Genomic DNA, 14,143 nt, shown 5'->3' on the forward strand with positions numbered 1-14,143 from the left:
TACAGGGTGAAGGAACCGCCCTACACGTTTAAGTTGCCCATCTGCGGCGCCGCATAGCGTTGGCCGGCGGCAACGCCTTTCGGGGCGATGGCCTCAATCTCGGCCAACTCATCTTTAGACAAGGTGACCTGCAGGGCCCCCACGTTTTCCTCCAGGTATTTCCGGCGCTTGGTACCGGGAATGGGTACCAGGTCCTCGCCCTGCGCCAGGAGCCAGGCCAGGGCCAGTTGCGAGGCGGTGCAGCCTTTGTGGCCGGCCATTTCCTCTATCTTTTTCACCAGGTCCAGGTTCTTCTGGAAGTTCTCGCCCTGGAACCGGGGCGAATGCCGGCGGTAATCATCTTCGGGAATGTCTTCCAGCGTCTTGAACTGCCCGGTCAGGAACCCTCTGCCCAGCGGGCTGTAGGGCACAAACCCCACGCCTAATTCGCGGCAGGCGGGCAGAATCTCATCCTCCACGTCGCGGCTCCAGAGCGAGTACTCGGTTTGCAGCGCGCTGATGGGGTGCACGGCATGGGCCCGCGCCAGGGTGCTGGCCGAAGCTTCTGACAAGCCCAGGTAGCGTACTTTTCCTTCTTTCACCAGGTCGGCCATGGCGCCCACGGTTTCCTCAATGGGGGTTTGCTTGTCCACGCGGTGCTGGTAGTACAGGTCAATGTGGTCCACGCCCAGGCGCCGCAGGCTGGCCTCGCAGGCTTTCTTCACGTATTCCGGGGTACCGTTGATGCCCAGGAAATTCCCTTTTTCATCGCGCACGTTCCCGAACTTGGTGGCCAGCACCACCTGGTCCCGGCGGTCGCGGATGGCTATGCCCACCAGCTCCTCGTTGGCACCTACCCCGTACATATCGGCGGTGTCCAGAAAGTCAATGCCCAGGTCCAGCGCCCGGTGAATGGTGGCAATAGACTCATTATCGTCGCGGTTGCTGTAGAAGTCAGACATGCCCATGCAACCCAAACCCAGCGCCGATGTGGTCAAGCCCTGGGTTCCTAATTTTCTTTTTTCCATCATACTGCGGTAGTTCTGCTTAATGGTGTACTCTTGCTGTTGTTTGGCCGGGGCGGGCCAGACGCGCCCTGCCCCTTTGCCGTGTACGTTACTTTCTGCAGAGTAGCTGCTCTCCCGCCGACCATTTAACGTTTTGCGTATTTTCGCCATAGTCCCCCAAGGATTGCGTATATTTGCACCCGCTTCTGAAAAACAGCCCGTAAACGAGCGTGGGCGGCCAGAGGCACCATTCTAACCTTGATTTAAGACCAACCTTATCTATATGGGACTTCGTTGTGGAATAGTGGGTTTGCCAAACGTGGGTAAATCTACGCTGTTCAATGCCTTGTCAAACGCCAAAGCCGAATCGGCTAACTACCCTTTCTGTACCATTGAGCCCAACGTGGGCGTGATCACCGTGCCAGACGAGCGCCTGCGCATCCTGGAGGAGCTGGTGCACCCAGAGCGCGTGATCCCTACCGTGATGGAGTTTGTGGACATTGCCGGCCTGGTGAAGGGGGCCAGCAAGGGCGAAGGCCTGGGCAACAAGTTCCTGGCCAACATCCGGGAGGTAGACGCCATCATCCACGTGGTGCGCTGCTTTGACGACCCCAACATTGTGCACGTGGCCGGCGGCGTTGACCCCGTGTTTGACAAAGACGTGATTGACACCGAGCTGCAGCTCAAGGACCTGGAGTCTATTGACAAGAAAATTGCCAAGGTAGAGCGTACCGCCAAATCGGGCGACGCCAAAGCCAAGAAAGAGTACGCCAGCCTGCAGCGCTTCAAAGACCACCTGGAAAGCGGCAAGAACGCCCGCTCCCTGGACTGCTCAGACGAGGACCTGGAGGCCGTGGCCGATCTTCAGCTGCTCACCATTAAACCCGTGATCTACGTGGCCAACGTAGACGAAGAGTCCATCCAGACCGGCAACAAGTTCCTGGACACCCTCAAAGAGCACGTGAAAGACGAGAACGCGCAGGTAGTGGTAATTTCCGCCGCCATTGAGGCCCAGATCGCCGACTTCACGGAGCCAGAGGAAAAAGAAATGTTCCTGGCCGAGTACGGCCTGAAGGAGTCTGGCCTGAACCAGTTGATCAGGGCTTCTTACGCCCTGCTGGACCTGATCACCTACTTCACCGCCGGCGTGAAGGAAGTACGCGCCTGGACCATCCGCAAGGGCTGGAAAGCCCCGCAGGCCGCCGGGGTCATCCACTCAGACTTTGAGAAAGGCTTCATTCGAGCCGAGGTGATCAAGCTCAAGGACTATATGGAGTACAAGACCGAGGCCAAGATCAAGGAGGCCGGCAAGATGGCCCTGGAAGGCAAAGACTACGTGGTGCAAGACGGTGATATCATGCACTTTAGGTTCAACGTGTAAGCCCACAACCCGCCCCAAAAACAAAAAAGGAGAACGTACCAGTTCTCCTTTTTTTATGAATACTTCTATATAGAAATTAGGCTTAAAACCTGAAAAAACGGCCAAAATGGCCTGTATAGGTAATTTAGTATTATAAATAATCAGACTTTGTCAAATTTTAACCAGCTGACAATGTGGCACTTACCCAATATTAGAATTTATTTTTATTCATTACGGGCAACATTTTATTGAAAAACCGGTAAATATGTGCAGAATACTATATTACAACTCTGTAAACACTATGAAAAAAACATTACTTAAAGCTTCTGTACTCGGCGGTTTACTGCTGGCTATGGTGGCTCCCACTGAGTCAGTGGGTCAATCTGCAGATCGACGAACAAGTATTTCGTTGTATGGCAGCAACATCCAGGCCCGCACCAATCTTCGCAATGATATCTGGGACATGAGCAACGGTTCCTGGGGCGGAGGTTTAGGAATAAACCGTTATCTCTCTCCTTCTTTTGACCTGTCCTTGCAGTTGAACTACTTCAACCTGGAGCAGGATGGCAATTACTCCCTCAACGGCGGCACCGGCAACATGCGGTTCGAAGATGAGGTAGGAACGGCCAACCTGGGTCTGAAGCTGAAGCTGAACAATGGCAAAATACTGAAGGAGGATGCCTTCATTGGCCCGTACCTGATTGGTAGCGTAGGCGCCCAGTACGCCAGCGTGGAGGCCTATTACCCCACTGGGGCTACCCCAGCCACGTATGATGAGGGCATCTTGCGCATGAACTATGCCGGGGGCGCCGGTCTTAACTTCAGAATCTCAGACGGCATTGGCCTGTTTGTGCAGAGTACCTTCAACTACCCGTCTACCGACCTGCTGGACGGCATCAAGTACCGTGACTCCGATGAGCTGAACGACCGCTACCTGCAGCACTCCGTGGGTCTCTCCTTCGGATTAGGCAAGGCCAAGGACACTGACGGCGACGGCGTTTCTGACCGCAGAGATGAGTGCCCAGACACTCCGGCCGGCGTACAGGTAGACAAGAAAGGTTGTCCGCTGGATGGTGACGGCGACGGCGTTCCAGATTACCAAGACCAGTGCCCTACTGAGGCCGGTACTGCTGCCCTGCAAGGCTGCCCAGATAAAGACGGCGATGGCGTGCGCGACTCAGAAGATGAGTGCCCAGACCAGGCAGGTACTGCCGCTACCAGAGGTTGCCCAGACGCTGACGGCGATGGCGTAGCTGACAAAAACGACACTTGCCCAGGCACTCCAGCCGGTACCCGCGTTGATGCCAACGGATGCCCAGTGGTAGTAGACCGCGATGGCGATGGTGTGAACGATGACGTAGACCGTTGCCCAGACGTTGCCGGTACTGCCGCTAACATGGGTTGCCCAGGCTTAGACGCCGCCGATAGCACCTACATGGCCCGCGTTCCAAAAATTGAGTTTGAGTTCAACAGAGCCGTTCTGAAGAGAACTTCTTACCCAACTTTGGACAGAATCGCCACCATGCTGGGTAAATATCCGCACTACAACCTGCGCATCTCCGGCCACGCTGACCACATTGGTTCCAATGAGTACAACCAGGAGTTGTCTGTGCGCAGAGCTGAGGCAGCCAAGTCGTACTTCACCAACCAGAAGGGCATCAGCTCTGACCGCGTGATCACCGAAGGCTTTGGCGAAGAGCGGCCAATTGCACCTAACACCACCAACTCGGGCCGCGCCAGAAACCGTAGGGCTGAGTTCCGCCTCTTCATCCAATAAGGGAGGCAAAAGTGAATAAATAGTCTAAGAATGCCCAGCCTTAAGGTTGGGCATTCTTATTTTCAGTCTGTTTTTCTAAAACCATGCAAAAAGAACCCAAACCAGAAGTATGGCTCAGAGGCCCCTTGCCCCAGGTGCCCGCCCTGTTGCAACCCGTGGCCCATGCCCTGCTACAGGCCCGTGAGGAAGTAGAACGGTACACCAGCGGTTTCCCCGAGGAGTTGCTCTGGGAAAAACCAGCCGGAGTGGCCTCAGTAGGCTTTCACCTGCAGCACCTCACCGGCGTCCTGCGCCGCCTGTTCACCTACGCCAAGGGAGAAACCCTCACCCCAGAGGATTTCGCCTACCTGAAAGCCGAAGGCTCGGCCCCGGCCACCGGCACAACGGTCCAAGCGCTGGTGCAGGCCTTCACAACCCAGGTTGACCAGGCAGTGGACCAGCTGAAAAAAACAGACCCTGGCACCCTAACGCAGTTCCGGGGTGTGGGCCGGGCCCAGCTTCCCTCCACCGTTCTGGGCCTGCTCTTCCACGCCGCCGAGCACACCATGCGCCACGTAGGCCAACTCCTGGTCACCGCCCGCATCCTGCAAGCGAATGATCAGAAAGAAAGCTAACTCCCTATCCCCTCGCTCGCGTCCCGCGAGTGTGCGCTATCAGGCGGCCTCTGGCCGCTTTGCGGGTAATGTTGATCAAAGCACCCGTAGTGCAATGTCCCCAGCGGCGAGACGCCGCGCAATTTCTCACACTCGCGGGACGCGAGCGAGGGAAAGGGGGCGCTTCTTCTCCATGCATCACTTGCGGCTCCCTGTCGCTTTCTCCACTTTGGGTAAACCATTATGCGGCCAGAGGCCGACTAATAGCGCACACTCGCCAGAGGCGAGCGAGGGTATAGTGGGGAAACTAAGTGTATTTCCTGAAAGAACGTTTTTTCACTCCTTTAACCAAACCGGCCCTAAAACAGCAATGCCCGCTCCTGGCGGGCATTGCTGTTTTAGGGCCGGTTCTCAGAAAAGAAGCAGAAAGCCGGATTAGTTGTAGTGGGGCAGCAGGTTGTACACTTCGCCGTACTCCAGCATTTGCTGCGTGAAGTTGTCTGGGTACACCAAGAGCACGTCCACCACTTTTCCATCTTTTACCACGGGCGTCAGTTTGGGCTGAATGAAGCCGCTATACGGGGCAATGTTCAGCTTGCTGTAACGCTGCAGTACTTCTTTGTGCAAGGCTTGGTCTACGTTCACGCCGTAGGTCTCCACCAGGTTTTGGGCGGCTTTAAAGTCTCCTTCTGAGGTAATGCGCTGGGTCTCGCGCAGGAGTTGCCCGAACAGCGCGCGCAGTTTCTGGTAGTCGTTGATCTTGAAGTAGGTTTTGCCCTGGCGGGTCACCCGTTCAATCACGTTGTCCTTCTTCCCTTTCTCAAACGCCCAGGCGGCCACCATCTGGCGGTTGCGCATGTGGTCTTCCTCAATCTTCTCACCGGGGGCCAGGCGCGACAGCTGCGTCATGAGGCCGTTGCGGATGTAACCATCGTACTCGGCTTTGCCAGCTTCCAGAGAAGGCATCACGCCAATCTCCACCAGCTTGGGGTCCATTACGTAGTAGAGGGCCACCAGGTCGGCGCGGCCTTCCTCAATGGTGCTGGCGTAGTTCTTCAGGGTCTGCTTGGGGGTGCCCACGCCCGGGTTGATCTGCCCCGAGGCGTGCCCGATCACCTCGTGCATGTCGGTGTGCAGGTCGCTGGCCAGCGAACCGAACTGCTTGGCGCGGTCAATCTCCTCCTGGCTGAACGCAAACTCGCTCAAGGCGCTGCCGCCGGTGTTGGCCGACTCATTGTAGGCGTGCACAATGTTGCCCAGGTTCACCGACTTGGAGCCGTGCTCTTTCCTGATCCAGTTGGCGTTAGGCAGGTTAATGCCGATGGGCGTAGCCGGGGCCGCGTCGCCGCTTTCCACCACCGTGGTAATTACCTTGGCCGTGATGCCCACCACGTTCTTTTTCTTGTGCTGGGGCAGCAGCGGGGAATTATCTTCAAACCACTGGGCCTGGTCGCCTATGGCTTTGATGCGCTTGGTGGCCTCCTCGTCCCGGAACGACACCACCGACTCAAAGGAACCCTTGAAGCCCAACGGATCGTCATAGACCTCAATAAAGCCGTTCACCACGTCTATCTGCGAGTTCACGTCTTTCACCCAGGCAATGTTGTACTCGTCAAACACCTTCAGGTCGCCGGTGCGGTAGTACTCCACCAGCTTCTGCAGGGCCAGGCGCTGCTGCTCGTTCTCGGCCACGCCGGCGGCTTTCTCCAGCCAGAACGCTATGCGCTGGATGGCGGGCCCGTACATGCCGTCGGCCTTCCAGACCTTCTCCACCAGCTTGCCGTTTTCCTTCACCACCTTGGAGTTGAGGCCGTGCGACACCGGGCGCGGGTCGTTCTTGTCGGTCATGTTGGCGTAGAAGCTCTCCACTTCCTTCTGGGTCACGCCCTCATAGAAGTTCACCGCCGAGGTCTTGATCAGGTCCTGGCCGGCGGCCTTGTTCACCTGCTTGGCATCCAGGTTTGGGTCAAACAAAATGGGCGTGATCCACTTGATGAAGCCCTCCACGGTTTCGCCCTGCGTGAGCGGCAGTTGGCCGGCCGGCACCTTGCGGATGGAGGCGGCCAGGAACTCCTGGCTGAACTCCGGCAGGATCTTGTTGGCCGAGTAGTGGTGGTGAATGCCATTTGCGAACCAGAAGCGCTTGGTGTACACCATGAACTTCTCCCAGTCTGGCGAGGTGGAGCGGTCGCGCTTGTTCTGCACAATGGCGTCCAGGGTGCGCCGGATGCGCAGGTTGTGCTTGTAGTTCTGGTCGTAAATAATGTCGCGGCCCGAGAGGGCGGCTTCGTACAGGTAGTACAGCAGTTCCTTCTGCTTGGCGGTGAGGTTCTCAAAGCCCGGCACGCGGTAGCGCAAGATGCGCAGGTCGGCAAACTGCTCGGTCACGTACTTGAAGTCCTTCTCGTCCTGGATGACCTGCGGCGGCGAGGTTTGGGTCACCGCCACCAGGTCCTGGTTGGCGACGGCCGCGGCTTCGGCGGGCATCATGGAGGCCGAGGCGGAAGCCGAAGTGGTTTTCTTCGCGCAGCCGCCCGCCAGCAAGGTAGCCAGCAGCAGCGCCGAAGCGGTAATTGGGGTTTTCTTCATTTTCCTCTATTGGTAAATTCGCTTAAAAGTAAAGAATAAGGTGGTGGCAGGCAAAAACCAGACCGGTTTGCGCCCCGGCGCCAGGCGCCCGTTTCGGGGCGGTTTTCCCGAAAAAGAGCCGGAAACGGTGCGGTTCCTTTAATGCCCTAGGCTTTACTTTTCTGGTAGATAACGATTAATTGGGGGAAAGAAATACCTTTACCGGCCAAAAGGCTTCCATAAAAGATACTTGCCTGCTTCTGCTTCCATGGCGCTCCGCTCAGACACGTTGGTCCAAGGCCGTTTCCTTCCGCTTACCGTTCTCCTGGGCCTGGGGCTGGTGTATGCCGCCTTCCCTACCCAGAACTCCACCTCAGACGCTTATGATTATGCCGCCTGCGTGAAATGGCAGGTAGACCTGTGGCAGCCGCACCACTTGCTCTACAACATCACGGGTCTGGGCGCTTATACCCTGGTGCACCGCCTGGGCCTGCCCGTGGCTCCCCTGGAGCTGATGCAGTTCCTGAACAGCCTTTTTGCCGGGGCCAGCCTGTGGGTGCTCTGGCGGATCATTGCCCCGCGGCAGAAGAGCAGAGCCGTGCAGGCCGGCTTGCTCCTGCTTGCCGGGGCCAGTCTGGGCACCCTGCGGTACGCCACCGAGAACGAAACCTACATCATTCCGCTCTTCTTCTCCCTGTTGGGCAGCTATTTCTGGGCTACTTTCCAGGAAAGTGGCCAGAAACGGCACCTCTTGTGGAGCAGCTTCTGGGCCGCCTGGGCCTGTCTGTACCACCAGATCCACTTTTTCTGGTGGCTGGGGCTCCTCCTCCACTTTCTGCTGGACCAAAAGCGGAGTTGGAAACTTGCCCTCTGGTTTGTGGTACCCGCCCTGGTGGTTCCCCTGGGCTACGCGGTGGTGATGGAGCTGCAGGGCATGCCCCTCCTGCAGGCGCACCGGTTTATCTTCCTGGACTTCTACAAAGGCGAGGTGGAGACCACCGTTACCTACCAGCATTTCCTGCTCACGGGCATCTCTTTGGTGAGGACGTTCTTTGAAGTGCACGGACGCCAGTACTACCTGGTGCAGCAGAACGTGCTTTACATATTACCAGCACTGGGTACACTTCTACTCCTGGGCAAGGCCTGCTTGCTACTTCTCCCAGCCAAGCCCCGCCTTTCACTGCCTACCTCTGCTTTCTGCCGTACGCATGGGCTCATTCTGCTCCTCCATCTCCTGTTTGCCTGGTTTGCGGTGGGCAACGCCGAGTTCATGGTGATGGTGCCCTGGCTCCTGGCGCTCCTGCTCAGCTGCTCCCACAAGCTTCAGGCCCGCCCCTTGCTGTTCGCGGGCCTTGGCCTGTTTATCTGGAACATGGCCTACGCGGTGGGACCTAACTACGGGTATACGTACGCCAACTTCGCCTGCACCCGGGCCTATGTGCAACGGCAGCCGCAGGCCACGCTCCTGCTGGCAGACAAGAACGCGTTTGACGCGTACCTGTTCTACCACACCGGGCAGTATTCCCCCAGGGCTTTTGAGATCTCGGCGCCAACCCCCGTGCTGGAGCAGGCCATTGCCGAGGCAACCAGGGAAGCGCGGCCCGTCGTCACCGATTTCGCCCCGCAGAGCCCACTCCTGAACCGGGCCTGGCTCCTGTGGAGCACCGACCGGCAAGAATTCTTCTCCCGGTATCACCTTAGCCCTGTTACCGCGTGCCCCACCTTTTTTGGCGACAAAGGACTGTCGCAGGTACATCCTGAAGGCACCGCTGGAGCGGAATAACCCGCTTGCCAGTACCTCTTTACTTCTTGCGGCAGAATGTTTACCTTGAAGTAAAAAAAGCCATGGCCGCCATCCATCACCTGTTAGACGAGTACGCCGAAAGCCACCGCAACGGCACCAACAAACTCATCCACTGGATCTGCGTTCCCGCCATCATGATCAGCCTGGTGGGGCTGATCTGGTCTATCCCGGTGCCGGCGTTCTTTGAGGAACTGCCGTTCCTTTTCAACTGGGGCATTCTCTTTGTGCTGCTGTGCATGGTCTACTACCTGGCGCTTTCGCCCAGCCTGGCGGTGGGCATGATCCTGGTCACGGCTTTCTTCCTCTGGATTGTCTACCAGCTGGACCAGTCCGAGCAACTGCCGCTCTGGGCCTTCTGCCTCATCATTTTTGTGGTGGCCTGGGTGGGGCAGTTCATCGGGCACAAGATTGAGGGCAAGAAACCTTCCTTCCTGAAGGATCTGCAGTTCCTGCTCATCGGGCCGGTGTGGTTGCTGAGCTTCATCTACCAGAAGTTAGGGCTACGGTACTAGCCATTCCGATTTTCCGCGCCAAGGTATGGGCGCCAAGGCTTGGGGCCGGCGCCCTGGGCTGCTGTTTTGACCTTATTTTCCGGAAAAAGGCCCGTAAACAGCTTTCTATCATAGGAGTGGCAACCCTTCCTGCATTTGGGCCGTCTTGATTCAAGAAGTTTAGCGTTGCTTCCTTACCTTTGCGCCGATTCAGAACCTCTTGAAAAAGCTTGCCACCATATTGCTGTTAACGGTGATGCTAACCCAGGCATTCAGCAAGTTCTTTATTGTACTGGATTACGAGGCCAACAAAGACTTCATTGCCAGGGTGCTCTGCATTAACCGCGAGAAGCCGCAGCTGAAGTGCCACGGCAAGTGCTACCTGGCCAAGAAACTCAAAAAATCCGAGCAGACCCAGGACCCTACCAACCAGAAAACTCAGAAGCAGAAGCAGGAGATTACGCTGTATTACCAGCCGCTGGTTGCCTCTGCCGTGCCCCAGGCACCGCAACAGTCGCAGCCGCGCACCGCTGCTCTGGAAGGCCGGCCGGTGGGCGTTCCTCTTTCCGTTTTCCATCCGCCCAGGGGTACAGTGTAAAGATAGTTTTCTTCGGGGCCTAAGCCCCGAAGCGGTTAGCCGTGTCCGGGATGTACCCGGGTGTTGCTGCGGTACCTGCCGTTTTTCACTGTAATCTTACTTCCATGCAAAAAAGACTTTTTGCCGGCATCTGTACGCTCCTGATGCTGGTGCACTACGCCCATGCCCAAATCACGGTAAAGGGACGGGTGCTGGATGCCTATACCAAAGAGGCGCTGGTGGGTGCCTCCGTCCAACTGGTCCAGAACACCACCGGAACCATCACCGGAACCGATGGAAGCTTTACCCTAAAAACCGAGCAAAAGCCTAGTGAATTATTGGTTTCCTACCTGGGCTACAACACCCGGCAAGTACCACTACAAGAGAACTTTACCCTGGTTTCCTTAACGCCCAGCTCCAACCAACTAAACCAGGTCATTGTCTCGGCCAGCCGGCAGGCCCAGGCCAGAACTGAGGCGCCTGTGGCCATCAGTACTATCTCCAGCCGGGTGCTGCAGGAAACCAAAGCCACCACGCTGGACCAGGTCCTCAACAAAGTGAGCGGGGTGTACATGGTGAACCTGGGTAACGAGCAGCACACCATGGCCATCCGGCAGCCCATTGGCTACAAAAGTCTTTTCCTGTACCTGGAAGACGGAATTCCTATCCGTACCTCGGGTGATTTCAACCACAACGCGCTTATTGAGATCAACATGGCGGCCTTGAAGAACATCGAGGTCATACGAGGTCCGGCCTCCTCGCTGTACGGGAGCGAGGCCATCGGCGGGGCGGTCAATTTCATCACGCAGGCTCCGGCTCCGGTGCCCACGGCCAAAGTGCAGGTGGAAGGCAGCAACCAGGGCTACCGCAGAACCGATTTCAGCGTGTCCAATACCTTCGGGAAGGTGGGCATCTTTGCCGGGGGGTATTATGCCGCGCAGCGGGACGGCATCATCAGCCACAGCGACTTTGACAAACTGGCGTTCACCCTTAGGGCCGATTACCGCATCAGTGACCACAGCAAACTGACTACCTCGGGCAGCCTGGTGGACTACCAAACCGACCAGACCGGCGGCCTGGACAGCACCCGTTTCTTCCGGAAAGAGTACAGCAGCCTGCACACCTTCACCTACCGCAAAGTCAACGCCCTGCGCCTCAGGAGCACCCTGGAACACGCCTGGGATGCCTCCAACCAAACCCAGGCCACCCTGTATTTCCGGAACAACTCCATCGCGCAGAACCCGTTCTACGCCATCGGGAACGTGCAGGGCAACGCCCGCAAAGCCAAAGGCGAGATTAACGAAGACGCCTTCACCAGCTACGGTCTTATTGCCCAGCACCGGAAATCCTTCTCGTTTCTGAACGCCAGCCTCATTGCCGGCGTGAGTGCCGATTACAGCCCCGCCACCTATACCGCCCGGTTCATTGACATTGATCGGGACGAGAACGGCCTGTACACCGGCTACACCTCCTCTGATTCGCTGCTCACCCACTACTCCGTGGATCTGCTGAACACCGCCGTTTACGCCCAGGCCGAGATCTCCCCCCTGGAGCGCCTGAAACTGGTGGCCGCCCTGCGCTATGACCGCATGGACTATACCTTTGACAACTATCTGCCGCCCTCGGCGTTCACCGGTGCGCCTGATGAGGAAAACGGCTACCGGCAATTCTCGCCCAAGCTGGGGCTGACCTATGATTTCGGGAAAAGCCAGGGAATTTACGCCAACTACAGCCTTGGTTTTTCGCCGCCGCAGATCACTGAGTTGTACCGCGGCGTGAAAGTGCCCACCCTGCAACCCTCTGACTACAAGAGCTACGAAGTGGGCGGCTGGTGGAGTTTCCTGCAGCACAAAGCCTACCTGGACGTGAGCTTGTACCAGATGGACGGCAAAGACGAGATCATCTCAGTGCGGCTGGACGATGGCTCCTACCAGAACCAGAACGCCGGCCGTACCCGCCACCGCGGCATTGAATATGGGCTGAACTATGCCCCTTCTGAGGCACTCTCACTTAGGGTCAGCGGCACCAACGCCCGGCACTGGTTTCTGGAGTACGTGGAGCGCGGCGCAGATTATTCCGGCAATGAAATGGCCACTGCGCCCCGGTTCATCGGCAATGCCGAAGTCACCTACCGTCCGGCTTTCCTGAAAGGTTTGCGTTTAGGACTGGAGTGGCAGCGCGTGGGCAAATACTACATGGACCCCGTGAACTCTGAGTACTACGGTGGCTACCACCTGTTCAACGCGCGTTTGGGCTACGCCTTCAAAGGCTTTGAAGCGTGGATCAACGCCATCAACCTCACTGATAAACTTTACGCCACCACGGTAGACAAATACTCCTACGGCAAGAGCTACCGGCAAGGCGTGCCGCGCACCTTCAACGTGGGCGTGGGGTATCAATTCATTGGAAAAGGCGGCTGAAAACAAGCCTAACTTACTTACCAGATTAGTTTAGCTGAAGCTTGTTTTACAGCTGTTTTACAGAAAGTAAGCTAAAATCAAGCTCAGGCATTTACATCATTTTTATTCACAAGGACTATATGAAATACCCATACCGCATCACTACTCTTCTATCTGTTTTGTGCTTCCTGTGGCTGGCAGGTTGTCAGTCCAACCCCGCGCAGGAGGTACCGCCAGAAAACCGGATTTCCCTGGCAAACCTGAAAGCCTCCTGCCCTTTCCTTACCCAGGACCAGCAAGGCAATCCAGTGCTGTGCTGGGTGCAGGCGCAGGACACCACGGGCAATTACCTGCTCATGTACGCACGTTCAAAGGATGGCGGCACCACCTTTGAAAAACCTTTAGCAGTGCCTACCTCTAAGGGCGTGTACCCGCACGATGAGAACCTGTCCAAAATCCTGTTCAAGAAGAACGGGGACATTCTGGCCATGTTTGCCGTGCAGAACCCTAACCCAGAGAACAGCTACGCCGGTCTGGTGAAATACACCCAATCGTTTGACGGGGGTAAAACCTGGACCGACCCCAGGCAATTGGCGCAGGATGCCGAAAACAGCATTGATGAACGGTACTTTGACATCGCCTTACTGCCCACCGGCGAGATTGCCGCCATCTGGCTCGATTCCCGCAAGAACACGCCCAAGGAAGGCTCCAGCCTCTACTTTTCCAGCACCACTGGCCGAAACGGGTTCACCTACGAGAAAGTCATCGACCAGCAGCTCTGCCAATGCTGCCGCACCGATCTGTTTGTGGACGGCACCGGCCAACTCCACGCCGCCTACCGGGCCATCCTGAACGACAGCATCCGGGACATGATGCACCTGGTTTCAAAGGATAACGGACAAACTTTCGCTACCCGCGAGCGCATCAGCGTAGACAATTGGGCGATTAAAGGCTGTCCGCACACCGGCCCTACCCTGGCCTGGAACCAAAGCGGTCTGCACGCAGCCTGGTACACCATGGGCGGCGGCAGCGGCGTGTTCTACAGCCATAAAACGGCAGCAAATACCTTTGCTCCCAGAGAGCAGGTAAGTCAACTTCCCTCGGCCAAACACCCGCAACTCACTAGTTTTGGCGAAAATCAACTGGCCTTGGTGTGGGATGAGCAGGTGCCTAACTCCAAGGGGTTCAACAGCCGCATCGGGTTACAGTTGAGGGACGCCTCCGGTAAACCGGTGCAGCAAACGTATCTTACCTCAGACTCTACCAGCGCCACGCACCCCGTGGTGCTGGGGCTCGGTGCGTCTAAAATCCTGGTGGCCTATACCCAAAAGCAGGACAATAAAAGTGAGGTCTGGTATAAAGTGGTGGATACTTCAGCTAAGAAGGCGTTGTAAGCCTTGACTTTTAGGGCCTGTTTTCTTTAAAACAGGCCCTAAATAGAAAAAACGATAGTTTAAGTGAACCTAATCAAGATGTACAGCCCCCGCGTGCAGAAGGTGTTTTGCACCGTATTGCCTTTGGAGGGCTGCTCTCTTTCATCCTGCCGGATGACGACGTTACAGGGTAACGTCGCTACACATCTGGACTG

Annotated in this window: 10 protein-coding genes; 8 read left to right on the forward strand and 2 right to left on the reverse strand. The window is 56.8% G+C overall.

Going from position 1 to position 14,143, the window contains the following annotated elements:
* Positions 1–20: 20 nt before the first annotated feature.
* Positions 21–1,157 carry an aldo/keto reductase gene (locus JT718_RS05990; protein ID WP_317195487.1) on the reverse strand — a complete coding sequence of 379 codons (1,137 nt, stop codon included), beginning with the start codon at positions 1,155–1,157 and terminating at the stop codon, positions 21–23.
* Positions 1,158–1,269: 112 nt separating this feature from the next.
* On the opposite strand from JT718_RS05990, the gene ychF reads away from it, so the two are divergent.
* The 3 genes from ychF (at position 1,270) to JT718_RS06005 (ending at position 4,737) form a co-directional block, all read left to right on the forward strand.
* Positions 1,270–2,367: a redox-regulated ATPase YchF gene (ychF, locus tag JT718_RS05995; protein ID WP_205501076.1), complete on the forward strand. Its 1,098-nt coding sequence runs from the start codon at positions 1,270–1,272 to the stop codon at positions 2,365–2,367.
* 280 nt (positions 2,368–2,647) lie between these two features.
* Positions 2,648–4,123, forward strand: coding sequence for an OmpA family protein (locus tag JT718_RS06000; protein ID WP_205501087.1), 1,476 nt, complete (start codon positions 2,648–2,650; stop codon positions 4,121–4,123).
* 83 nt (positions 4,124–4,206) lie between these two features.
* Positions 4,207–4,737 carry a DinB family protein gene (locus tag JT718_RS06005; protein ID WP_205501089.1) on the forward strand — a complete coding sequence of 177 codons (531 nt, stop codon included), beginning with the start codon at positions 4,207–4,209 and terminating at the stop codon, positions 4,735–4,737.
* A gap of 414 nt (positions 4,738–5,151) precedes the next feature.
* Here the strand turns inward: JT718_RS06005 and JT718_RS06010 are convergent, their stop codons facing one another.
* Entirely contained in the window at positions 5,152–7,305 is a 2,154-nt protein-coding gene (locus JT718_RS06010) for a dipeptidyl-peptidase 3 family protein (protein ID WP_240336962.1), read from the reverse strand.
* Between the two features lie 247 nt (positions 7,306–7,552).
* Between JT718_RS06010 and JT718_RS06015 the strand changes: the two genes are divergently transcribed.
* From JT718_RS06015 to JT718_RS06035, 5 genes are all read left to right on the forward strand, one after another.
* Entirely contained in the window at positions 7,553–9,067 is a 1,515-nt protein-coding gene (locus JT718_RS06015) for a glycosyltransferase family 39 protein (RefSeq protein ID WP_205501091.1), read from the forward strand.
* A 62-nt stretch (positions 9,068–9,129) separates the two neighbouring features.
* The gene (locus JT718_RS06020) at positions 9,130–9,600 is read left to right on the forward strand and encodes an Mpo1 family 2-hydroxy fatty acid dioxygenase (RefSeq protein ID WP_205501093.1); all 471 of its coding nucleotides are present in this window, start codon (positions 9,130–9,132) and stop codon (positions 9,598–9,600) included.
* A gap of 199 nt (positions 9,601–9,799) precedes the next feature.
* Positions 9,800–10,177 carry a hypothetical protein gene (locus JT718_RS06025; RefSeq protein ID WP_205501095.1) on the forward strand — a complete coding sequence of 126 codons (378 nt, stop codon included), beginning with the start codon at positions 9,800–9,802 and terminating at the stop codon, positions 10,175–10,177.
* A gap of 104 nt (positions 10,178–10,281) precedes the next feature.
* Positions 10,282–12,576 carry a TonB-dependent receptor gene (locus tag JT718_RS06030; protein ID WP_205501104.1) on the forward strand — a complete coding sequence of 765 codons (2,295 nt, stop codon included), beginning with the start codon at positions 10,282–10,284 and terminating at the stop codon, positions 12,574–12,576.
* A gap of 119 nt (positions 12,577–12,695) precedes the next feature.
* Positions 12,696–13,949, forward strand: a complete 1,254-nt coding sequence (locus JT718_RS06035) for a sialidase family protein (protein WP_205501106.1) — start codon at positions 12,696–12,698, stop codon at positions 13,947–13,949.
* Positions 13,950–14,143 lie beyond the last annotated feature (194 nt).

The sequence above is a fragment of the Rufibacter psychrotolerans genome (assembly GCF_016924645.1).
Taxonomy (GTDB): domain Bacteria; phylum Bacteroidota; class Bacteroidia; order Cytophagales; family Hymenobacteraceae; genus Nibribacter; species Nibribacter psychrotolerans.